Origin of the sequence: Bradyrhizobium canariense (genome assembly GCF_900105125.1) — a bacterium.
In the GTDB taxonomy this organism is placed as follows: Bacteria; Pseudomonadota; Alphaproteobacteria; order Rhizobiales; family Xanthobacteraceae; genus Bradyrhizobium; species Bradyrhizobium canariense_A.
In genome coordinates, this window is record NZ_LT629750.1 from 2,061,559 (window position 1) to 2,085,893 (window position 24,335).

Annotated in this window: 15 protein-coding genes; 2 read left to right on the top strand and 13 right to left on the bottom strand. The window is 58.4% G+C overall.

The window, feature by feature from the left end; translation table 11 throughout:
- Window positions 1–175 precede the first annotated feature (175 nt).
- Window positions 176–3,037, top strand: coding sequence for an ATP-binding protein (locus tag BLV09_RS10075; protein WP_146687178.1), 2,862 nt, complete (start codon window positions 176–178; stop codon window positions 3,035–3,037).
- A 921-nt stretch (window positions 3,038–3,958) separates the two neighbouring features.
- Here the strand turns inward: BLV09_RS10075 and BLV09_RS38745 are convergent.
- The 13 genes from BLV09_RS38745 to BLV09_RS10145 form a co-directional block, all read right to left on the bottom strand.
- Window positions 3,959–4,117: a PAS domain S-box protein gene (locus BLV09_RS38745; RefSeq protein ID WP_167558676.1), complete on the bottom strand. Its 159-nt coding sequence runs from the start codon at window positions 4,115–4,117 to the stop codon at window positions 3,959–3,961.
- The gene (locus BLV09_RS10085) at window positions 4,104–5,825 is read right to left on the bottom strand and encodes an ATP-binding protein (protein WP_146687179.1); all 1,722 of its coding nucleotides are present in this window, start codon (window positions 5,823–5,825) and stop codon (window positions 4,104–4,106) included. The genes BLV09_RS38745 and BLV09_RS10085 overlap by 14 nt, the downstream gene beginning before the upstream one ends.
- Before the next feature lie 287 nt (window positions 5,826–6,112).
- The gene (locus tag BLV09_RS10090; protein ID WP_167558677.1) at window positions 6,113–8,920 is read right to left on the bottom strand and encodes an ATP-binding protein; all 2,808 of its coding nucleotides are present in this window, start codon (window positions 8,918–8,920) and stop codon (window positions 6,113–6,115) included.
- A gap of 521 nt (window positions 8,921–9,441) precedes the next feature.
- Window positions 9,442–10,377, bottom strand: a complete 936-nt coding sequence (locus BLV09_RS10095) for an AraC family transcriptional regulator (RefSeq protein ID WP_146687181.1) — start codon at window positions 10,375–10,377, stop codon at window positions 9,442–9,444.
- Between the two features lie 240 nt (window positions 10,378–10,617).
- Window positions 10,618–11,628, bottom strand: coding sequence for a cytochrome d ubiquinol oxidase subunit II (cydB, locus tag BLV09_RS10105; RefSeq protein WP_146687183.1), 1,011 nt, complete (start codon window positions 11,626–11,628; stop codon window positions 10,618–10,620).
- Window positions 11,625–13,034, bottom strand: a complete 1,410-nt coding sequence (locus BLV09_RS10110) for a cytochrome ubiquinol oxidase subunit I (RefSeq protein WP_146687184.1) — start codon at window positions 13,032–13,034, stop codon at window positions 11,625–11,627. Before BLV09_RS10110 ends, cydB begins: the two co-directional genes overlap by 4 nt.
- Window positions 13,035–13,056: 22 nt before the next feature.
- Window positions 13,057–14,388: an NAD(P)/FAD-dependent oxidoreductase gene (locus tag BLV09_RS10115; protein ID WP_146687185.1), complete on the bottom strand. Its 1,332-nt coding sequence runs from the start codon at window positions 14,386–14,388 to the stop codon at window positions 13,057–13,059.
- A 70-nt stretch (window positions 14,389–14,458) separates the two neighbouring features.
- Window positions 14,459–15,433 carry a 3-hydroxyacyl-CoA dehydrogenase NAD-binding domain-containing protein gene (locus BLV09_RS10120; protein ID WP_146687186.1) on the bottom strand — a complete coding sequence of 325 codons (975 nt, stop codon included), beginning with the start codon at window positions 15,431–15,433 and terminating at the stop codon, window positions 14,459–14,461.
- Window positions 15,434–15,910: 477 nt separating this feature from the next.
- Complete coding sequence (locus tag BLV09_RS10125) at window positions 15,911–16,840, bottom strand: 3-hydroxyacyl-CoA dehydrogenase (protein ID WP_146687187.1); 930 nt, start codon at window positions 16,838–16,840, stop codon at window positions 15,911–15,913.
- A gap of 275 nt (window positions 16,841–17,115) precedes the next feature.
- A complete protein-coding gene (locus tag BLV09_RS10130) occupies window positions 17,116–18,288 on the bottom strand; it encodes an ABC transporter permease (RefSeq protein WP_146687188.1) in 1,173 nt (390 codons plus the stop codon).
- A complete protein-coding gene (locus BLV09_RS10135; protein ID WP_146687189.1) occupies window positions 18,285–19,508 on the bottom strand; it encodes an ABC transporter permease in 1,224 nt (407 codons plus the stop codon). The genes BLV09_RS10130 and BLV09_RS10135 overlap by 4 nt, the downstream gene beginning before the upstream one ends.
- Window position 19,509: 1 nt before the next feature.
- Window positions 19,510–20,490 (bottom strand): HlyD family secretion protein, encoded by a 981-nt coding sequence (locus tag BLV09_RS10140; RefSeq protein WP_146687190.1) that lies wholly within the window; start codon window positions 20,488–20,490, stop codon window positions 19,510–19,512.
- 93 nt (window positions 20,491–20,583) lie between these two features.
- Window positions 20,584–22,377 (bottom strand): adenylate/guanylate cyclase domain-containing protein, encoded by a 1,794-nt coding sequence (locus BLV09_RS10145; RefSeq protein ID WP_146687191.1) that lies wholly within the window; start codon window positions 22,375–22,377, stop codon window positions 20,584–20,586.
- 341 nt (window positions 22,378–22,718) lie between these two features.
- On the opposite strand from BLV09_RS10145, the gene BLV09_RS10150 reads away from it, so the two are divergent.
- Complete coding sequence (locus tag BLV09_RS10150) at window positions 22,719–24,179, top strand: CoA transferase (RefSeq protein ID WP_167558678.1); 1,461 nt, start codon at window positions 22,719–22,721, stop codon at window positions 24,177–24,179.
- Window positions 24,180–24,335 lie beyond the last annotated feature (156 nt).

Below are 24,335 nucleotides of genomic sequence, written 5' to 3' on the forward strand. Positions count from 1 at the left end.
ATTCGGCCACTATCTCCCCGCAGCTCCATGGAACCGGCGGGTTAACGAAAATATCTTCGCGGGATCAAAGTCTTGCTAAAAGAAAGTTGATGGCGAAGAAAATGCTCGTAAGCTCTTGTCGGCAATCGGAGCTCAGGTCCAGAGCCCCGTCGCCCGGAGGAGCAACGCCCTTATCATGGAATTGATCAAGCCGAGACCAGATGAGGCCGATCCCGCTCCACCTTCCCCGGATCGAGCCATCCATTTCGGTCGTTACAGGATCTTCCCCAAGCTCCGGTTGTTATTGCGAGACGGCAATAAAATCGAGCTGGGACCTCGAGCGTTCGATGTTTTGTGTACGCTCCTGGAGGCCAATGGCGAAGTCGTCACCAAGGATGATCTGATCGAGAGGGTATGGGCGGGCGTCGTCGTCGAGGAGAACAATCTGCAGGCCCAGATATCAGTCATCAGAAAGGCGCTGGGTCCCGATCGAGACATGATCTCGACCGAGTTCGGACGAGGATATCGCTTGGCAGTTGCCGGGCGCGATGACGCAGGATTTCTGCCACCCCCGGAACGGGAGACAAAATCGTCCTCGCCGGAATTGCCACATCCGGTCACGTCTCTTTTGGGGCGCGTGCGCGAGTTATCCGAAATCAAGTCCCTGATCGGAGATCACCGTTACGTCACCCTGGTCGGGCCCGGCGGGATCGGCAAGACGCGCCTGGCCATCGAAGTAGGCCGGCGCCTGCGCGAAGACTTTCGCAACGGCGTGTACCTGGCCGAAATGGCCCGGGTGGTGGAACATAGCCTGGTATGGCCAACAATCGCGACGGCTTTACGTGCCCCCTCGTCCGCCGCCGACGTCGTCGAACAGACTCAATCCTACGTCCAGGACAAGCATGTCCTGTTAATTATCGATAATTGTGAGCAGCTCGCAGATCCTATCGCGGAGACTGTGGAAACTCTGCTGGCGAACGCCGCAAATTTGCACATTTTGGTGACCGCCCAAGAACCGCTAGGCGCCACGGGTGAACATGTCTATCGACTCGCACCGCTCTCGGTTCCTTCGATAGATAAGGAGACGGCCGAAGCGGCGCTTTCTCACTCCGCCGTGCAACTCTTCGTCGAACGCGCCACCGCCAACTCCTATGATTTCGAATTCGGAGACGCAAACGCTGCCGATGTGGGCGCAATCTGTCGACGGCTCGACGGAATGCCGCTTGCCTTGGAACTGGCAGCCGCGCGGGTTTCCGCCCTCGGTCTAAGAGGCGTGCTGGCTGGACTCGACGACCGCTTCAAGCTGCTGACAGCGGGGCGCCGCACTGCATTGCCTCGCCATCGTACCCTCAGGGCCACCGTGGATTGGAGCCACAGTCTGCTCGACGACGATGAGCGCCGCCTGTTCCGCCGATTGGCCGTCTTCCCGCTATATTTCTCCGCGGACGCAGCGCAACATATCGCAGCCCCCGAGCATGAAGAAGCGTGGCGCGTCACCGACCTGCTCGCCGACCTCGTCGCGAAATCACTGCTTCTCTCGGATGTCGCTGGGTCCGCTCCGTTGTATCGGTTTCTCGAAACAATTCGCTTCTACGCTCTCGAAAAGCTGGCGGACAGCGGCGAGGTCGCATCGACGGCAGAGCGCCACGCCGCCTTCTTCGCGGGGTTTGCTCGGCAGGCGGCAAGGGACTGGAAGACGTTCCCCAGCGAACACTGGCGGCAAACCTATGCGCACGACATCGATGATATCCGGGCCGCGTTAGATTGGGCCTTCTCATCTGAAGGAGACAAGAGGGCTGGCATCGCAATCCTGGCGAACTCCGCGCCCTACTGGATTCAACTTTCGCTGCACGACGAATGCCAACGACGACTCACTTTCGCTCTCGACGTTCAGGCTTCCCACGCCACTATTCCTCCTGTCGAGGAGATGGCTCTCCAATCAGCGCTCGGCACCGCACTGAGCTGGGCAAAAGGACCAGTGCCCCAGACACGAGCAGCCTGGACCCGTGCCTGCGAACTCGCTGACGTGCTGTTGGACAAGGAAGTTCAGCTTCAGGCCCACTACGGGCTGTGGCTCTATCATCTTCGTTGCGGCCAATATTCGGATTCGCTGACACACGCGACGGAGATGATGAATCTGTCCAGTTCAGCGGGTGATTTCGAGGGACTTGCCGCCGGCCAGCGGATCGCCGGTGTTTCTCGACACTTCCTCGGAGAACACGCAGAGGCGCGGTCGCTGATCGAAGCGTCATTAAAATGGTACGAGGCCGGGCACCCTGCTCAAGCCTTTCGTTTTGGGCTCGATCAACACGTAGCCGGTCTGGCGTTCCTCTCGCGAATTTTATGGGTCCAGGGTTACTCCAGCGATGCGATGGAAACCGCCTCCGTTGCGCTCGATGAAGCACGCGCGCTGGACCATGCCTGCACACTTTGCTGCGCCTTCGCGGAAGGCTGGTGCATGGTCCATGCGCTGAACGGCGAAAGCGAACCCGTTGCTCAAGGAGCAATATCGCTGATAAGCGCAGCGTCGAAGCACGGCCTCGGCTTCTGGAGAACTTATGGCGAGATATTCGAGGCCTGGTCGGCGGCAAAGCGGAGTGCATCAGAGAGTTCATGCGACCACATCGCCGTTGTTATGGCTTCGCTTGGTCGGATAGACTTCGACCCCGGATATTCGACTCTTCTGGCCGATATGCTCCTGACCTCGAATGCCACCCGCAACCGCATCGATACGGATGCAATCGACGTCAGTTTTTTGATGCAAACGAGTCATGAGGGCCACTGGTCTGCCCCGGAGTTCATTCGAGTCCAGACGCATCTTCTGTCCGGGACAAAGTCATCCACCGAGAAGGAGCTGACAGCGGCACTTTCGCTTGCGCGTCGGCAAGGTGCTCACGCGTGGGAGTTGAAGATCGCAGTCGACCTCGCTGAAACGTTGCTGGAAGACCAGCGCCGGCAGGAGGCGAGGCACATACTGGACGCCGCCATGTCATCATTTCCCGATGGCCGCCGCTCCCACACCTGGAATTCGGCGAGCGCGCTCCAGGCCCAGTGTTGACCGATAGCTGACGCATGAAGTTGCTGGGCCCACAGCTTTCTGATCTTCAGGACCGTGGAGCCACGGTTGCTCTGCACCTTCTTGTTGGTGTCGATACGACTGGACAGCATCGTAGTTATTGGAGCAACGCCGCGCAAAAATCGAGGAGGATTCCTTCGATCGGTGTCGCTCGCGAAACGCACAATCTCACGATCAGCCAAACACCGTCGTGAGCCGAAGTTTGTTCGCCAGCGAGAACTCATCAGCCGGGCGGTACGGCATTTGGTACTGCATGGATTCTGGCGACAACACTTAAGTGTTGTTAGCGCTTCGCTTTTTGAGATGTCCCGGTCCAATCCATCAAGGGCGCCACGGCAAGCGTCTGGCTAACATCTTGTTTTCAATCATCTTTATGGTCCAAGTCGGTCCCATTGATTTTTGGGCCGCCAAATGATCCCTGCGATAGAACTAGCGCATTTTCCTTTCTTTTCAACTGGTTGAATGAATCTGGCAACTTTCATGTAATTCGCCTTCGTCAATTTTTTCCCGATCCAGTACTGCATTGCAGTACTTGCTGAACGCGTGCAGTACCGCGGTGCTAGACGCCACCTTCTACCTCGCCGCAGCGATCCCGTTAGCGTCGGGACAAGCGGCTAGAAAGCCGATCAAAGTCAGAAGGAAAGTAACGCTACGCTTTGCCGGTGCCTAGGCCCGCAATACTGCGATCGTAGTTTCGGTCGCCATGTCGCACGGAAAGTTGCACGCGGCGGGACTTGCGATCGTACGGACGACAACGTCGTAGAGTCGGTGCGTTCTGAAGAAAAACAGCACGATAATCCTAGTGCACAACAATCCGCCGCATGATCCATCTAAAGGTTGCGTCATGAGCGTACGGTCCGGACCAGCCTGCCAGACAAGCGACGGGATCGTGTTCACCGTCGCTCACAAATCTTGTTCGGTTGCCGGCGACTTCTCTTCGGCGAACTTACGGTCCTCGGTATCTTCCGCAACGCCGTACCAATTCACTATTATTCCGTCCGCGTTGCGAAGCGGTTTGCGATGAATCAATAGCCAGCGATATTCGCCATCAGCGTGTCGCAATCGCCGTTCCGTTACGGCTTCGATCGGGTCTTTGCCGCAACTTGTCCAAGGCGTAAGCTCTTGTCGTCTCCAGGAGCCGGTACGAGGTCTTTGTGCCGGAGATATCTGCTGAAATCAGCGATTTGGCAACAAGACTGGCGACACTGTCTGTAATACCGGATGGCTCGACATCATCGCTCAAGGCCGCGGCTGTCGCTTGGTCGAGCGTGAAGTCGCCTTTTAGGATTGAGAGCCGGCGCAGGATAATGCGCTCCTGCTCGGAAAGCCGCTCATAACTCCAATCGAGTGTCGACCGCAGCGTCTGATGCCGGGGTGGCGCCGTTCGGTAGCCACCGGTTAGGACATGCAGCCCGTCCTCAAGGTGTTGCATTATTCCACGAATACCGAATGTGTCGATCAGGCTTGCTGCGAATTCGATCGCCAAAGGCATGCCATCTAACCTGCGACATAGGTCGATGACGAGCGGCACATCGTCATCTTTCAGTTCGAAGCTTTCCAGTTTTGCCGTCACACAGCGCACGAACAGCTCGACGGCCGAAAATCGAAGCACCTCGGCAGAATTAAGCGATCTAGGTCCTGAAGGAATGCCTAGTGACGGCAACCGGTATCTGTGCTCGCCCTCAGCGCGCAAGGCCTCCCGGCTGGTTGCAAGGACTCGCGCGCCGGGAATGCCGCGCAAGATCGTCGTTACGATTGATGCCGCGGCCTCCACCAAATGTTCGCAGTTGTCGAGGAACAACAATATCCGCTTATTGCGAAGGGACTCGACGAGAGAACTTACGGTCGTTCCGCAGGCTTCACCAAAATGTAACGCTGAAGCAATCGCGCCGGAGATCTGGCTGGCGTCGTTTAGGCGAGCCAGATCAATCTGCCATACGCCGTCATCAAAACGTTCAACAACCTGTTCTGCGACGGCGAGAGCAACGGAGCTCTTACCAATGCCGCCAGGACCCACGATGGTCAGGAAGCGCTCCTTGCCCAACTGTACGGCTAACATAGCCACCATTTCGTCGCGGCCAACCAGTCTCATAACTTGGGCAGGCAGATTGTTCGCGCAGGATCTGATGAACAGTTCCGCTGGTATGCTCTGCTTCTTCGCGCGAATGACGCCCGCTACGAACCGATAGCCGCGCCCTGGAATGTTGATCAGGTAGCGATTTCCGTTTTTTCCATCGCCCAATAGTCGCCGCAATGCGGCAACATGGACGGTCAAATTGGCAGGCTCGACGTGCAGGTTTGGCCAGACTCTGGCCATGAGCTCTTCTTTGCTGACCAACTCGCCCGGACGCTCGACCATCGCGATGAGGATATCGAGGGCGCGGCTGCCGATACGAACGGTCCGGTCCGCGTCAAGCAGCAGCCGCTCTTCCGGAAATAGCCTGAATGGGCCGAACGAAATCTCGTTAGCATTACCGACAGCTGATTTCGGCGATTCCGGTTCGCTTGCTGCTGCGCGTGCACCGGTAAAGCGAGACGAACTGGGGACCAGCCGAACGGGAAACTCCTCCACGGATAGGGGGGAACGACGCGGCTTGGACCCGATAAAGACCGGCGCTGCGCCAGTCTCGAGCGGCCCCGGATTGGATGACTGAATCGGCGAGCAAGAGTTCGAAGGGACCTTGCGGTGTGACGGAGCTCCCTCACCCAGCGACCCGCTGAGATGGGGCGACAGGTCTTTCAGTAAAGTGGCTCGCTTGGACGAAAGCATCCTGCTCTCCCGGTTCAAAAAGCTACAAGCAGACGGCTAAGCCTAGATCAGTCTGAACCTGCAGCCAGTGAAGTCCGGTAAAGAATCGTAAAGCGAGGCGGGTTTCACCTCCTTGAGGCGATTGTAGATCCGTTCACAGCCGTACCGAGGCGGCCGATTGGTTGGCGCCGAGCGCTCCCGAGAACAACAACTTGAGCCGCGCTCCGCGGGCTCCAATCGGTCGATCTCGTGTGAAGAGGCCAGATTTTGGAACGGACGCGAGGCCGATGCTGGCAGTTCAATCGGGGTTACCCTGCATTCCGGCCAACTTGCTCGGAAGCCAAATCATCAAGGAGGCGTCTGGCCGCCACTAGATCGGTGGTTTCGTGTCCTTCGGTGTAGCGCTGATAGACTGGAAGTAGAACCGACTTGGCCTTTTCAGGGTCACGGCTACGATAAAATAGCGCCAGGCTGGTTGCGGCTCGTAACTCCCAGGCGAGCGCTGATTGCTCGTGAGCTAGCTGAATTGCATGTTGGTAGGCGGACAGCGCCTCTCCTGCGACCGCCTCGCCCCTGGCAGCCAAGATATCGCCCTCCAGACGACGAAACTCAGGGATAAACAATAGTTGCCCCTTACGCTTCATGTCAGCGACCAGTTCGTCGAGCAGGGCTTTGGCCTCCGTGTCACGACCGACATCCGTTAGGGCCTCGATCACCGCGATGCCATGATAGGCCGGATTATATCGCGATAATCGGACCGTTTCGAAACTATCCAGCAGGACGGAAAGGCGAGCCGCCGCATCGCTCGTGCCCGTTCGGAACAATAACTCAGCCTCCAATGAGGCAGCCAGGGCAGGAAATGGCGCTACTGCATGCTCACGCGCGACCGCTCCCAACTGCTTGATGAGCTCGCCTGCCCAACCCCAATTGCCACATTGCAAGGCCACAATTGAACCGGCGTATCCCGCCTGAACTCCCGCGATCGGATCGCCGAGGCGCCCTGAAAGCTTCAACAATTGGTGGACAGAGGCTTGGGCCTGCTTTGGACGGCCGACAAGCCAGAGGATGCTTGCTTCGCCGGCCAGGGCCCGAACTCTTTGGTCGTTGCCGAACCTGATCGTATTTATCTTGCGGTCAAGCGGCACCCTTTGAAAGACGGCGCGGGTGCACGCTTCCGCTTTCTCCTGGTCTCCCGCGTAGTAATAGGAGCGGCTCAGCATCGCATCGGCCACGGCGATGGCTTCGGGATCGTTGGCCTTCTTCGCCACATCACCGGCGCGAAGGGCAATCCGCATCGCGGCTCTGTTATCTCCACTTCTGCTCAGAAACATGTGATAGCCCCCGAGTACACGAATTTGCAGGTCGTGATCTTCAAGGAGGGTTGCGAGCTCGATGGACCTGAGGATGGCGCGGTTCGAATCGTCAGTGTTACCGCGCGTGATCACCATCGAATACGCGTAGGCGTATTGGAGCATCATTTCTTGGCGCGTGTTTCGATGAGCGTCGTCAAGTATCTCGAGTGTGCGCCCGACCCAATCCCGGGCCTCCGTAATCAAACCGAGTTCGACAAAATACAGGCCAGCTCCAGCGACGAGCTTTGCTGCCAAAGCAACATCTCCGGTCGTTGAAAACGTCCATTGTAACGCGGCGCGTACATTGCCTAGCTGATCGCCGATACTGGCATATCCGCCTTGCTCGAACAGCTGCACTTTATCGGACCAGGCACGATCCAGAAAATCGGTGAAATAAGTGGCATGACGCCGAGCCACGGCGTCCAATTCGCCCGCTTCATGCAGCTTCTCCAACGCGTATGCGCGCGTGGTTTCGAGCAGCCGGTAATGCGCGACCACGCCTCCAACATCAGCCGAGACCAGGGATTTCGTAACAAGGCTTGCGACATGATCGACGACCTCCGATGACGTCATGCCATCTCCCGCGGCAACCACACTCGCCGCGTCCATGGTGAAGTTTCCCGTGAAACAGGCGAGTCGTTGCAGGATCGCTCGCTCCGATTTATCGAGAAGAGCATAGCTCCAATCGTGAGTAGCGAGCATGGTCTGGTGACGCTCGATGACCGCATTGCGTCGCGGCGAGAGCAGTCGCAAGCGGTCTTCGAGGCGCAACACCACTCCGCGCAATCCCAACGTTCCGACGTAAGCCGCCGCGAACTCGATCGCCAGCGGTATACCGTCGAGCTTGGCGCAAATCTCGGCAACAATCGGTGCGTCAGCATCGCTGATCTCGAATTCAGTGAGGTTGTCCGCGGCGCGCTCGACAAATAATTGGATCGCCGGGTAACCTTGTATCTCGGCCGCCGTCAAGGTTCCCGGCGAAGCCGGGCAATCCAGGGATGGCAGGTGATACAGATGTTCGCTTTCGATGCGCAAAGGTTCACGGCTGGTCGCCAGGATTCGCACGCGAGGCGCGTTCCGCATCAACTCGGCCGTTACGCGAGCTGCCTCCCGAGTGACGTGCTCGCAGTTATCGAGCACGAGCAGCAAATGCTTGTCGCGAAGGGCATTGATGAGACTGGGTAGCAAATCGTCGTCGCGGGTCTCCAGGCCCAAGACTCTCGCCAGAGCATGCGGCACAAGGCGGGTTTCCGCAACCGAAGCAAGATCGACGAGCCAGACCCCGTCCTCGAAGACAGGGATCGATTGCTCGGCAACGGAGAGAGCGACTGAGGTCTTCCCGATTCCGCCCGCCCCAACAATCGTGACAATGCGATGATGCTCGATCTGCTGTGCCAGCCGGGCGACGGCGGCAGTGCGTCCGATCAATCGCGTCAGCAGCGTCGGCAGATTGTGCGTGCGCTTCCTGTGAACCGCCGGTTCTATCTTCTCATCGATAGACTCAAAAGTGATCGGTGACACAAAAGCATAGCCGCGCCCCGGAGCCGAGACAATATAGCGTTTTCCGGCGCTGCCATCTCCCATCGCCCGGCGCAACGCCGACACATGAACTTTGAGGTTATCTTCCTCAACAAACGTGTTGGGCCAGACGAGATTCAGAAGTTCGCTTTTTTCGACGACCTCGCCGTGGCGTTGGACAAGCGCAATCAGGATGTCAAGTGCTCGACCGCCAACACGCAATGGCCTGCCGTCTTCCGTCAGCATTCGTCGCGTCGGAAATAGCCGGAATGAATCAAAGTAGATCACGGGTTCTGAAGAGGTGGGGCTTAACAAATGATCCTCCCTCAAGAACCGATGAGCTTTCACCTCCGTGCAGGAAGTATGCCGCTGAAAGACTGCGCCACCAACTGATCTTTTCGCCCGTCTAATCTGCATGTTGTCCGTGAACATCACGACGCTGAGGGCACGTTATGACCGCTCCGCCGTCTATTCAACGCAAAAGGCTCTCGCTGACGTTGCGTCGGGGCCGGGTCCGATCAATTTCAGCGATTTCTACCCTTGGTTTAGGTAGTCCATCAGAACCATCGCGCCAGAACCATGGCGCCTTGCCCCGCTTGGAGCGTAGTGAAAAGGTTACCTCCGCGTCTTTCACGATCCGAACTGATTTTGTTCGATATTCGCAAATTCGAGCATTTTTGACGCACCCGGAAAAGCTGCCGATCGAGCTGGGGACACCGATAACAGCCGCTGCGTCGGGGCATTCAGTCGCCGACCAGTCACAGCAACTAGTTTCTTTGCAAGCGCCGCCATGCTGCCGGGCTAAGCCCGACAATCCGGGAGAAGGTCCTGGTGAAATGGCTCTGGTCCGCGAAACCGCACGCCAAAGCGATCTCTGCCAAGTCGTCGTTCGTCGATTCCAGCATCAACTTCGAAAGCACCAGTCTCCGCTCTATAAACCACCTGTAGGGAGAGGTACCGGTACTCCTTTTGAACAAACGCGCAAAATGCGGCGGGGAGAGATTACAAAGATTGGCAAGGTCCGCTAACGAGACATTGGACTGTATGTTGGCGGCAAGATATTCCTTCGCCGTTTTTTCTTGCCATGGGGTCAAGCCTCCACGCAACGAAGCCAACGGCTGTTGAGCGCTGTGTTTTGAGATTAAGTGGGTGCTCGCAGCTAAAAATACTTGATCTACGAAAAGGCGGTTGGCCTTTTCTGGCTCTTTGAAGGCCGGCACCAACGCCAAGCCAAGATGTAACAGGGTTTCATCGCGACTCCCATAGTCGAGCGCATCGCGCAACATATCCATTCCACGATATCCGCCGCCTGGTTGCAACTCTCCCAAAAAAGCTGAGGAGAAAACCAGGTTTAACGAGTAAGTAGGATGCTTTGCCGATGACCACGCGTTGCGAAGGTCGTGTAGCCCCGTCGATCCTCTGACGGATCGGGGAATCTGGATGCCTTTCCTGTTCCTGTGCAAAGTGAATTCTTTCATTTCCTGAAAAACAATCACTGCCAGGAACCCGTCCAATTGCGGGTTCGGACTCCTGACGCCCTCGCCTCGGCCGTCGCTCCTGTAAAGCACCATCATGCTATGGGGATCGGATGCCGCCCCCATCTTGAGCAACGTGAGTTCGTCAGATCTAGGATCGGTCAGGAATTCATTGCCGCTTAGGGAAGCGCGCTGGATGCGCTTTGGTTCGACCATAATGGTACTCACCGAGTAGCTCCCCTCGACCGCTCCATGACGTCAGAGCGCGGGGAGACCTTACGACCAGGAGACGCTTCAATGTGCGCTCCAATTTCCTCCAATGTCAACAAACGCTTAAGCCTCAGTTCGGCACGATCCAGAGGCGCAAAACAAGCGATGTCATCGCGACTGCGCCAACGCCGCCGAGCCAAAGCACTCCGAACCATGAGAGGCGCTGCTTCAGGGAATGCTGACTTTGCCGGGAAGCCATCAATGAAACCCACTCGCGGTGTTCACTTTTCCGCGGAAAACCCAATAGGCCCATGCCGTATAGCCGAGAATGAGCGGGATCAGCACGGCCACTCCGAACAGCATGAATAGCTGGCTCTTCTCCGGAGAGGCTGCCTGCCAGATCGTAATGCTCTGCGGCACGATGTAGGGATACAAACTGATGCCGAGGCCGGCATATGATAGCGCGAACAGCATTAGCGACAGTGAGAAAGGCTGATAATCGTATTTTTTGGCGAGACTTCGTAGCAGCAGAGCGCTGACGCCCGCAACAGCAATCGGTACCGGCGCAGTCAGGATGATGTTCGGCCAGGCGAACCAGCGCTGGGTGTACTGCACGTGAAGAAAGGGTGTCACGATGCTGACCGCGCCCATCGCCCCTAGCATCGCGATCAGAAATATCCAGCTCAAATGATAGGCGCGCTCGCGCAATTCGCCTTCGGTCTTCATCACAAGCCAGGTCGCACCTAACAGCGCATAGCCGATCACAAGCGCGACGCCGGTCAAAATGCTAAATGGCGTCAGCCAGTCCCACCAGCCGCCGGCATAGTGGCGTCCTTCGACATGCACGCCCTGCAAGATCGCGCCGAGCGCCACGCCTTGCGCCAGCGCCGCCACGAGCGATCCGCCGGCGAAGGCGATGTCCCAGAGATTACGCTCGCGTCGCGTGCGCCAGCGGAATTCAAAGGCAACGCCACGGAATACCAATCCAAGCAGCATCGCGATGACAGGCGTGTACAGCGCCGGCATCAGCACCGCATAGGCGAGAGGAAACGCGGCCATCATGCCGCCGCCACCGAGCACCAGCCAGGTTTCATTGCCATCCCACACCGGCGCCACGCTATTCATTATGACGTCGCGATCGGCCTTCGCGGGGAACAGCGGAAACAGTATGCCAAGGCCAAGATCGAAGCCATCCATCACGATATAAACGAAAACGGCGAAAGCGATGATGAACGCCCAAACTGTCGCGAGGTCGACCGAAACGCTCATATCGCTGCCCCTTCGGCTGCAACCCCGGCGGCGGGCGTAATGCCGGCGGCCCGGATGGGGATATCGCTGCGCGGCCCTTGTTCGCTCGGATGCGGGGGCAAAGCCATCAGGCGCAATATGTAGATTGCGCCTGCAATGAAGAGCGCGAAGTACGCGACAACAAAGGCGATCAGAGATGAGGCGACGGCAGGAGTCGCCAGCGGCGAGACGGATTCTACCGTCCGCAGCAATCCAAAGACGGTGAAGGGCTGACGCCCGGTCTCGGTCGTGATCCAGCCAGCCAGCACGGCGATGAAGCCCGCCGGGCCCATCGCTATCGCGATCAGGTGGAACAGACGCGACTGGTAGAGGTCTCCGCGCCAACGGACGAACAGACTGAGCAGGCCCAGGCCCGCGATCAGACATCCCATACCGACCATGATCCGGAACGACCAGAATGTAATGGGGACCGGCGGCCAGTCCTTTCTTGGCACGGTGTCGAGGCCAGCAAGCGGCGCGTTCGGCGAATGCTTCAAGATCAGCGAGGACATCTTTGGGACTTCGATCGCGTACTTCACTTTGGCCTCGGCCTGATCGGGCAGACCGAACAGGATCAGCGGCGCGCCGTTCGGGTGGCTCTGGTAATGGCCTTCCATCGCCATCACCTTGGCTGGTTGATACTTCAGAGTATTGAGCCCGTGCTGGTCGCCGGCGAGCATCTGAATCGGTGCGACCAGGCTCACCATCCACATTGCCATCGAGAACATCATGCGCGGACCGGCAAGATGCCGGTCGCGCAGCAGGTGATAGGCACCTACCGCGCCGACCACCAAAGCCGTGGTCAGATAGGCCGCCAATACCATGTGGACGAGACGGTAAGGGAATGACGGGTTGAAGATCACTTCCCACCAGTTGGCGGCGACGAATTGACCCTCGGGATTGATCGCGTAGCCGGCTGGCGTCTGCATCCAGGAATTGGCCGACAGAATCCAGAACGTTGAAATCAAGGTGCCGGTCGCGACCATCAAGGTCGCCAAGAAATGCAGTCGATGACCCACGCGTTTCAGGCCGAATAGCATCACCCCGAGGAACCCGGCTTCCAGAAAAAAGGCGGTGAGCACTTCGTAGGCCATCATCGGGCCGATGATGGGTCCGGTCTTATCGGCAAACGCCGACCAGTTGGTGCCGAACTGGTAGGACATCACGATGCCGGACACCACGCCCATGCCAAAGGCGACCGCGAAGATCTTGAGCCAGTAATTGAACAGGTTGATGAACACTTCGCGCTTGGTCCAGAGCCAGAGCGCCTCAAGGACTGCAAGATAGCTGGCGAGGCCGATGGAGAAAGAAGGAAATATGATGTGGAACGACATCGTGAAGGCAAACTGCATCCGAGCCAAGACTATGGCGTCCAAACCGTCAAACATCGCGCTACCCCTGCTCCGTATACTAATTTGCTGGATGCTGGGCTTCAGACATCAGCCGTGAGCTGCGCTGCCCGGTAAAGTAGGACCATAGCCATTGAATGCGAACCCTCATGCGGTTTTGCCGCTGAGGGAGAGCAACCATGTGAACGAATGCCCAAGCGAGCCAGGCCAAGAACCCGCTCATGCGAATGTGGCCGGTCTCCAGGATTGCGAAATTCTTGCCGATCACTGCCATGCTTCCCTTATCGGAATAACGAAACGGAGCAGGCGCCGACCGTCCCTTGATTTCGGCAGCGATATATCGTGCGACGTACCGGCCTTGCTGGATCGCGGCCTGAGCGACTCCCGGCACCGGACGGCCGTCCTGGATCACCGAAGAGGAATCCCCGATAACGAAAACCCCGTCAGCACCCGCGAGGTTCATGAACCCTCCGACGCATGCCCTTCCGGCGCGGTCGGTCTCACCGCCAAGCAACTTGACGATAGGAGAAGGCGCAATGCCTGCCGTCCAAAACACCGTTGCGCTCTTGATCAACCGCCCGGCAACCGTCACGCCCTGCTCATTCACCTTTTCCACGATTGCGTTTGTCATTACCTTCACGCCAAGCCGACCGAGCCTCGTGGCCGCTTTCTTCGATAGTGATTCAGCGTAGCTCGGCAGTACGCGCTTGCCTCCCTCGATCAACAGAATTGAGGTCTGCGCCGGATCAATCTTCCGGAAGTTGGATCGGAGGGTCACGGTAGCCAGTTGCGCCATGGACGCCGCCAATTCCACGCCCGATGGCCCGGCGCCGACCAGAACGAACGTCATTTGCCGCGCGCGCTCGTCAGCGTCGTCGGTCGTTTCCGCCATTTCGTAGGCCCTGAGCAGTCTTGTACGAATGAGTTCGGCATCGGCGATGGTCTTGAGCGTGGGCGCGTACCGGGCGAATTCGTCATGGCCGAAATAGCTCGGCTGCACTCCGGTTGCGACCACCAGATAATCGAAGGATATCTTTTTCAGGCTCGCATTATGGTAATCGACTTCTATGGTGCGGGTCACGACATCGACAGCCTTGACCTCCGCCCACCTCACCGAGAGGTTTTTCTGCTTCCTCGTCAACTGCCGTATCGGCGCGGCGATTTCGGAAGAAGCGAGTACTGCCGTCGCAACCTGGTACAAGAGCGGCTGAAAGATATGGTGGTTTCGTCGATCGATCAGGACGATCTCTGCATCGCATTTCCGAAGCGCTTGTGCCGCGGCAAGGCCCGCAAAGCCGGCTCCGACAATCACAATCCGCTTCTTCGTGCCTTGGGGCACGACGGGTACAGGAATCAGTTCTCGTTCGCGCGCCAGTTCCATTGTTTCGCTCATGTTTCACCTTTTGAAAACGTAGCGGAATGACGAGCCGCCTGCGCAGCGGGGTCACAACCCCGGCGCCAGGTCAGCCAATGCGGGCCACTTTTTCCGGCATAATCGACGGTGTCTCGAATTTGGCACGGAGCTCGAGAAGTCCGAGCAAGATCTCGTCACGTTGCGCGTTCATTTCATCGATGGAACGCGATCCGACTTCCGCGTGAAGCCCGTCGATGAGTTTCTGACGGGTCTCCGGCGTCAATTCCACCGACCCCAGAACCTTCCACCAGGCTGTCAGCGGACCCGTGAACTGATCGAAAAAATGCTCGATGCCGCCCTGCCCGCCGCCAAGATGGTTGAGCAAGACTTGCCCCATGACGCCCCAGCGCAGGCCGGGTCCCCAACACACCGCCGTATCGATGTCGGCAACGCTGACGACCCCTTCGGCAACAAGGTAATAGACTTCCCTTCCCAAGGCCGCCTGCAGGCGATTGGCGACATGTCCGGGCAGCTCCTTGTGAAGGCGAATCGTCCGCTTGCCCAATGAGGTATAGAATTCGGCAGCGCGCTGAATCGTGTCTTCCGACGTCTTTGCTCCGCCGACAATCTCGACCAACGGGATCAGGTGAGGCGGATTGAATGGATGGCCGATAACGCATCGCTCGGGATGGGTCACAGCGCCCAACTGGATCTCGCTCATGGTGAGTCCAGATGAGCTGGATGCCACGATCACGTCAGCCGGCAGCAAATAGTCGAGTTCGCCATACAGCTTCCGCTTGAACTCGATCCGCTCGGGTCCATTCTCCTGGACAAAGTCCGCGTCTCTTATGGCTGTCGGCAGATCAGCCACAAACTTGAGATTTGTTTGCGATGCGCCGGGCGCGAGTCCCAATCTCGTTAAAGCTGGCCACGCTTCTTGAATAAACCTTCTCAATGACGCTTCCGCGTTCGGCGCGACATCCGTCGCAACTACCTCCAGACCCTTTGCCAGGAAAAGGGCTGCCCAGCTCGCACCGATAACGCCGGTGCCGATGATCGCCACGCGATTGATGATTCGTGTCATTGCAACGTCCTGTGTTTCCGATGTTGAATTGACCGTTGTTACGACGCAGCTTCGAACGGATCGAGTGAAGCGGACCAAATCCCGGCAAATTCTTGCGAATGGAGACGCCGCCTTGCGCATCGGCGACTGACCGACGGAATCGATCGAGGCTTTTCAACGATCCAAGACCGCAATGCGCTCGGCGAGCGCTGCGGCGGCAGAACGAAAGGGACCATAAGGAATGGGCTCACCAGGAAACCGCGCAGCGTTTCGACTTGAAGCTGATTGGGCCCTATTTGCGAACGTTCAGCCTGTCGAAGCCTTCCGCATCGGTGGCTACCCCTTGTATTCGAAGTGGCTTTTCCCGCATCGACAACCACCCGCATGTCGACGCGAAACGCCTCAAGAACTGCGTTCCGCTTGCTATCGTTCGCGAGGATGATAGCCAGCAATCAGTCACCGGCTGCCGGTCGAGCCTCGTCGAGCGGCATGGACGGCCTAAAGGCTCGTGGGAAGGTCCGCATACGCGATGCCAGTGAGGTTGCCCTCAGCAGCCAGCAACATCTTCCTGTTCGATCCATCCAGGTTCGCGCTGTACACGGAACCGCCAAGATCGGTCAGGAACATTCGACCACCCCTGATATCCAGCGAAAGACCAATCGCTTCCATCAGATGGGTAAAGACGATCTCCGGATCCTTGCGGTCCCCCGGCTCCGCATCCATGGGCGCGCGGTTCACGGTGTTACCGCGCGGAGGATCGCCCCGGTCCGTCCAATAGATCATTCGGTTGGTCAGATCGAGATCGAGGTCGATGGGTTCAGGCAGGTCCTGAAACAGGAGCTCAATGTCCGTGCGGTTTGCCGGATCCTGGCCTTGCGGGATTTCCAGATCCGCCCGAAAGATGCGGCCCTCACCAGCATTATCATCGCCTTTCTGGGTCCAATAGATCTTCTTGCCTTCGACATCGAGAGCGATTCCCACACACCATTTCTTGGCATCACGGCGATCGAGATCGCCGTAGCCGGTTTGGACCAGTGTCTCGATATTGGACCCATCCAGATTGGAACGCATGATCCGCATGCCTTCGCGATCTGACCAGTAGAGCCTTCCGTTTGCCTTATCGAGCTGTAGTTGCTTTGGTGTGAAAGTGCCGCCCAAAGGGACGATAGTTGTGAGATTGCCGCCGTCGAGATCGGCTCGTTCGATATTGCCGTCGTTCGCGTTGGGATTGCCCATATTGGTCCAATAGACGTGGCCGGCCGCGACGTCGACGACGACACCATCCGGATGTCGTCGACCTTCGCTTACGATGGTTTTCAGATCAGAGCCGTCTGGATTCAGCGAGAGCACCCGGCCACCGCTTAGATCCAAAACGAACAAACGACCCGAAGTTACATTCGACGCTGGCCTGACAACTGCTCCCTGCATGGAGATCTCCTGTTTGATGCGTTCGAGAATACCGGGTTGCGACTATCCCAATGGCACTGCCATCAATCGGCGATCGCTGCGGGTATTGATGCTCGACGCACGCCCGAAGGTCGAATAAATCTGGCCAAAGCGTCCCAAATCCTTGCGAAACAGACCCTCTTCGCTTGTTGCGCATCATCTTGACACCAGCATTCGTGCCGGCGTCCGCGGCTCTGCTATGCAGGGGTAAACGAGCTACACTTGCGCTGTAGCGACGACCAAGGAAACGCTGACCGTCAGACTGCCTGTATCGTCGTCGTGGTCTTTACGACCAACGCCGGGTCACGCGGGACCAACAGAAGCGCAACCAGGTTATAGAAGATAGCAAGCACCCAAAGGGTGAGGAATTCGGAAGTGACCGCCGAAAATGGCGCGCCGAGCTGGGACAATTTCACAAAGCCGTCGATGGCGGACGTGCTCGGCACGACATGGGATACCAGCTTGATAACGGGCGGTATTGCTTCCCTTGGCCAGGAGAAGCCGGCCACCATGAACAGGGGAAGACCGGCTGCGCCCAGAATGAGCTGCACCCGAACCGACTTTCGAAAAATCCCGGCGACGACGAAACCGAGACCGGCGACCGAAAGCACGAACGGAATCGCGAAAATGAGAATGGGTCCGATGCCGCCAAGTCGCGGCAGCCCATACATATAGGGCAGCACGATGAGATACAGCGGCAGCGCCACAGCCTGGATCGCGAGGTAGGCCAGCAGTTTGCCCAGGATGGTCGCGAGCGGAGTCTGTCTTTCGCGGCCTGCGCCGGTCGAATTCAGGTCAGGCAAGGTACTCAGCAGCCCGACCCCCATCAGAAGTATCTGCTGCAGGAGCAACACGAAGGCCCCCGGAAGGACATAGGTCGCATAGCCGCCTTCCGGATTGAACAACGGCACCGCGGTCAAGGGCATGGGACTGGATGCGGCGACCGCAATCGCTGGGTCAACGCCGATGGCGACCAGGCGGGCGGTCTCAACTTCGGCACCCATGGTTTGCGCAACCGCGGATACCGCACCGGCCACGCGCTGGTAAATCAGGAAGTAGCTTGCGTCTGCGTACAGCGCGACCGGCGATGGACGGCCATGCAGAAGCTCGCGCTCGAAATATTGCGGGATCACCAGGATCCCGTTGGCGCGACGCGCGTAGACCACCCACTCCGCGCTCGCGAGATCCGGCATCATCTCCACAACGGCGACGTCTGACGTGGCATCGACACGGCGGGCAAAGTCGCGGCTGGCCTGGGTGCCATCGCGGTCGACGATCACGACCGGAACGTTCCGCAGGGCCTCGTTCAGGTAGGGCTGCGGATAATAGACTGCATAGATCGCAACCCCCATGATCAACACCGCAAAAACCGGCTTGACCGTGAAGATGCGGTGGAACTCGTTCCGGAATGCTTGGAGGATACCGGTCATGAATACGCCTCGCCGGGGGCTTGCGACGCGACGGGCGCTCGCTTTCGCTGCGCGCCCGCGCGGTCCGCCTCCAGCCTCCATGCGATGAGCCCGGCGAGCCCGATGGTGAAAGCGAGTAACACCAGCAGCGGCTTCCACGACAGTTCGACCGGCGTCCCTCGTACGGTCTGGTCGACGCGCGCGATCAGATACCACGTCCCCGGCAACAGCGAGCCCCAGTCATAGGCAAAGGCGCTCATGCCGAGACGTGGAAAACCAATTCCCATGAACCCGAATGCAGGCGCCGTTAGCAGCGTCCCGATGCTGACGGCACTCGCCGTCGATTTCAGGAAAACCGCCAGCAATGCGCCGAAGAGCAGGCTTGATAGAACAAACAGCAGACCGGCAATAATCAGCAGTCCGCTATGTCCGTGCAGCGGCAGCTCGAACAAGCTGATCAGCACCGTGTCGGCGAGCCCGAGCAGCAGCATGAACAGGATCGCATAGGGCAGGATCTTGCCGGCCATGGCCGGCCAGAGACCGCCACCCAGCGCGCGAAGTATCCGAAGCCGATGCGGCGTCTCGACATCGAGGCCAACGGAATAGGCCCCGGTCATCACCATGACGACCTGCAATACGCTCGGCAGCAGCGCTGTCAGCAGGAAGTAGACGTAGTTCAGCGTTGGATTGAACAGCGCATGGGTCTGCACAGGGATCGGCTGCAGGTCGGCCTGCGCCAACTCCACTGGCTCGCCATGATCCGACCGCAACGACAACCGGATTCCCGCGGCCGCCGAAGGAATGGCCGCGTTGATGCCGCGGACCGTGAGATTGCCGATGGTCAGGGTTTGCGTATTGTAGAAAAACACCACTTCGGGGCGACGGCCGGCGAATACGTCGCGCTGAAGGTTTTGAGGCAGCATCAACAGGCCGTGGACCTTACCTGACAGGATCATGCCGCGCCCTTCGGCAAGATCGCTCACGCGCACAGCCACCGCGGTATCCGGCGTGGCGTCGACCATACGAATGATCGTGCGCGACAGATCCGAACCGTCGAGATCGAGAACGGCGATCGGCAACCGGGTCGCCAAACCGGCACTGAAAATCGCCACCAGAAAGGCCATCTGGGCGAGCGGGACGATCGTCGTCAAACCCAACAGAAATGGCCGCCGCCGCAGCCAGCCGATTTCTCTCCAGAAAACCAGCCAGAATCCGGGCCGAACAGTGCGACGGGTCAGCATATCACCGCCCTCGATTGGCCCATGCAACGACCGCGCTCATCCCGGGACGCAGGCCATCGACGGGATTTTCCGGCCTCGCCCGCACCTCAAAGGTACGAAGATCGAAATCGCCCGTGGCCCGCGTCGCCCGCCACGCGGCGTATTGGCCCTGCACGTTGATCATGGTCACGTGCACCGGAATGACCTGGGACTTCAGCGCCGGCACGACGACGTCGAATTTGTCGCCGATTTTCAATCCGCCAAGCAAATCCTCGCGCAGGTTGAAGGTGAACCACAGATTATTCATGTCGATCAGCGAGAACAGCGGTGCGCCAGGGCTGAAATTCTCGCCGAGGGCTGCGATGCGTGTCGTCACCTGACCGGAGATCGGCGCGCGGATGACAAATTCGGCCACATCGACATCGCGTTGATTCAGCGTGGCGCCTGCCTGCTCGACCTGGGCTGCCGCCAGGGCGCGCTCTTCCTTGCTCGCGCCCTGCGCCGCAAGTTGCTGTGCCGCCTCCGCCGCTTGGCGCTTTTGGGTGGACATCGACAGATTTCGGGTCGCTTCATCGACACGGGCCAGCGGCACGTTTCCCGTTTTGGCCAGCTCGATCTGACGGTTGTAGGTCTCCTGGGCGAGTGTCTCATCGGCTTTGGCCGCATCGAGATCGGCCTGACGCTGGGCGACCGTTTCAGGACGGATACTGTTGATACGGTCCAGATCGGCCTTGGCGACCGCCAGGGCGGCACGGGCCGCGAGCCGCGCCGCGACCAGTTGCGGGCTTTCCAGTTCGGCCATGACGGCACCGCGTTCCACTGTGTCGCCTACGTCGGATTTCAATGTGGCAATGCGTGCTGAGATTCGCGGGCTGATATCGACGCGATCCGCCGAAACCTCGCCCTGAACGGTTAGCGGCGGTGGTCTGGTCGCAAGCCAGAGCATCGCGCCGAATGCCGCAATGACTACGAACCCAACTAACCACCTAACCGTCTTGCTCATTGCTTTTCCTCAAAAGGGCACACCGGGGTCCCAATCCGCAAAATGCCATCCTTATATTTCGCACTTTCCAAGTTCGGTCTTCGGCAACAAGGATCAACCTGGCAGTCCGGCCTTGCTTAGGCCGGCGAGAAATCGCTCGCGATCGGCCTGACGGCGGAACGGCCGCGTCAGTCGCGGGTCAGTCAGAGTCAAGCCAGGCAACAGTCGCATTAAGCCGTCGAGCCCGGCGCGAGCCTCCGTCATACGACCGAGATGTGCGGCTGCTGCCGTCAACGTGCCATGCGAGTCGGGGAAGGACGGATTGAAGTCGATCGCCTGTTTGGCGCAATCCACCGCCTCGGCAAAGCGCTCCGCATGCAGATGCGCCCACGCACAACAAGTATGCCAAATTACCGTCAGGTAATCGCGTGGGCTCAACCGCATGGAGTCCTGCAAAGCGACGAGCGAGAGGTCCGGCGTGCCGTTGAAGCTGTAAGCTGCTCCGAGGTAACCGCGCGCGAAACTTGAATTCGGATCGAGCTCGATCGCGCGATGCAGACGCCTGATTGCATCGTCATGCAGATTTGAGAAGAGCTCATGAACAGCGAGCGTTGTCTGCGCGGCGGCGTCCCGATCGTCGGCGGCGACCGCACGGCGAGCTGCTTCGCCCATGCGTTCCATTGCGACCGAGAGCGGCTCTTCTGTCCAACCAAAGAGACCTCCCATATGCCAGTTGTAGGCAAGATCGGCGAGTGCCATGGCATTGGTTGGATCAGACTGCAGAACTTCATTGATCAGGCGGATTGCCTCGTTGCAATCCTCGGGGGTAAACCGTTGAACGTGCCAATGAGCGCGCATCACGCGCTCCCACTGGCCGAGTTCCGCAGCTTCCTTCCCATGGGAGCGCTGAATCTCCGCGGCTACAATGCCCGGCGCAATGGCACCGATGATGCTGTGGGTAATCTCGTCCTGAACCGCGAAAATATCTTCGAGTGCTCGATCAAAGCGTTCCGCCCAGAGGTGATGACCACTGTTCGCGTCGATCAGCTGGGCGGTTATGCGAACACGATTGCCAGCTTTCCGCACGCTACCTTCGAGCACGTAGCGTACGCCTAGCTCGCGCCCAACCTGGCGGATATCGGTGGATTTTCCCTTATAGGTAAACGAGGAATTTCGGGCGATAACGAAGAGCCACTTCGCTTTGGATAGCGCCGTGATGATGTCTTCTGCGATTCCATCGGCGAAGAACTCTTGATCGACGTCGCCGCTCATATTCTGGAAAGCAAGGACTGCGATCGACGGTCTTTCTGGAAGCGCCAGGGATACTGAAGCACCTTGGCCTGCCCCGGGCTCATTCTGCGGCTGCAGCTTTAGCTCAACCGCGATTCCGACTTGAAGCGAATATACCCGGATCGGATCGGTGATGTTCTTCAGTCGGGTAGCGCCGAGATCGCTGACCGCCAGATCTAGGCGCGCCTTGACTTGTCGATAAGCATCTTCGGAAAGGCAAATACCACCGGGCAGCGCTATTCCTTCAAGGCGCGCGGCGATATTGACGCCGTCACCCATCAGGTCGCCATCGCGCTCCTCGACGACGTCGCCGAGATGTATACCGATCCGAAAATCGATGCGCCGCTCGGGCGGTAGACCCGCGTTACGCTCGACCATGCCATTTTGTATTTCGATCGCGCAGAGCACCGCGTTGACGACGCTCCGAAATTCGACCAGAACCCCATCGCCAGTCCGTTTAACAACACGTCCATTGTGAACGGCGATCGTCGGATCGACCAAATCGCTCTGGAGCGTCCGCAGCCGAGCCAGCGTGCGATCTTCGTCCGCACCCGTGAGCCGGCTATATCCGACAATATCGGCCGCCAGTATCGCCGTGATTTTTCGTGTGTCGCTCATGCTGGAGCGGACTTTTGCTCGGGGCGACATCCGCTGGCCAGTTAAGCCGTGCAAATAGTTAGTAATGTCTCGCTCTTGATTGATGCACCGAGGCCGCAATATCGATCGGCACTTGCCGTCAAATTTGCAGCCGCTGTGACACCCTGAACGTCACAGTTTCGGAGATCCTGGTTTCGAACAGAGGTCGTTCCTTTTCTCGCCGAAGCAATTAGCAGATTTTTGGAAGGCTTTGCTGGCGCATCCGACGTTGAGCGACCTAAAGAATTCAGAGGATTGCCGGCCCGACGACTCACATGTCGACGGTTATGGCCGGGCAGCGTCTACATTTTCGGAGAAGTGCTATGCTCAATTATCCAATCGTCAACAATCATGATGACTTGACCAAGGTCGTGGACCTTATCCTCAGTGAGGCGGGGTTGGATCGCAAAGACCAGGGAGGAACGCTGACATTCGCAGGAATGGACCCCATTCGCCCGACGCACATCAAGGTCGGCTGCGTTTCCGCTGCCGTGACGGCGGCGAATGCAATCGCCAGCGCAATCCTTTGGAGCAAACGCACCGGGCAGGGTCAGGACATCCATGTCGACCTGCGAAAGGCCTATGTTACACAGAGCGCATGGCAGGATACCCTGGCGGATTGCACATTGATCAACGGCGTACCGCAGATGTTCGGCGGAAATGTTGGGCAGTTGGGCACCAATATCCTGCCGACGCGCGACGGGCGTTGGGTCGTGCTTACCTCACTCTATGCCTCCAATACTGAACGGATCTGCGCTTTGCTCGACTGCGGGATACTTCCCCTGCAACTCGAACGCGCCACCAGAAAGTGGGACTCGGAAGATCTGGAAAGGGCGGCACAGGACGCCGGTGTACCTTTGGCGATTTGTCGCACACGCGCGGAATATCATCGCACAGAACAGTACCAGCAGAACGTGGCTACTCCCCTCATCCATATCGAAAAGATCGGCGATAGCGCGCCTGAAGCTTTGCCCAACGGACCTCGGCCGCTTTCTGGACTACGGGTACTCGGCATGGTTCATGTTGTAGCCGGACCGGCGACGATGCGCCAATTGGCCGCCCAGGGGGCTGATTGCCTTAACCTGAATACGCTGGACTGGATTGAAGAGCCTACCATATATCTGCAGTGCGATGCTGGTCTTCGTCAGACTTATCTGGACGCGCGTATCGATCGCAACAAAAAGCCGATTTACGAACTCGCAAAGGAAGCCGACGTTTTTGTCGAGAATCTACGCCCGCATCTAGCTGGCCGGCAGGGATTTTCGGCCGAAACACTTGCGCAGCATCGCCCAGGAATCATCTACGTCGAGATGAAGCTCAATTCACGAAAGGGCCCCTGGGCTGATTGGGCGGGCTATGACTTCACGGCAGCGGGGCTGACCGGCATGTTCTGCGACATTGGTTCGGCCGATCAGCCCCAGTTGCCGCATGGGGTCAATGTCATCTGCGACTTTCTAACCGGCTATCTGGGTGCGATTGGCGTGCAGGCCGCGCTGCTTCGTCGCGCCACCGAGGGAGGCAGCTACCGTGTTTCTGTTAATCTTTCACAGACCGTCATGCTCGAGCAGGCCATTGGGCTTGTCGACAATGCTACTCTGCTGAAGCTGGACAGTCTTGGGCCCGATCACAAACCTATCAAACCAAATCTCCAGACGGGGCAAACATCCTTCGGCGAGTTCACGCGATTGGGCTCGCAAGTCGAAATGTCGAAGACTCCCGAGTTCTGGGCAGATCCGATTATCAGTCCGATTGGCTCCAATCGACCGGTGTGGCTACCTCGTTAATTCCGCGTGGCACAAACGAGCAGCTTCTCGACGACTTCAGACAGACTGCCGCCACTGAAACCTGACTGATGACCTACTACGCCGGGACGGCAGCACGCCAGCCCGGCCCCTTGCGCCGAGATGGTACGGCTATCGTTGCTTTCTATCCTCCACAGC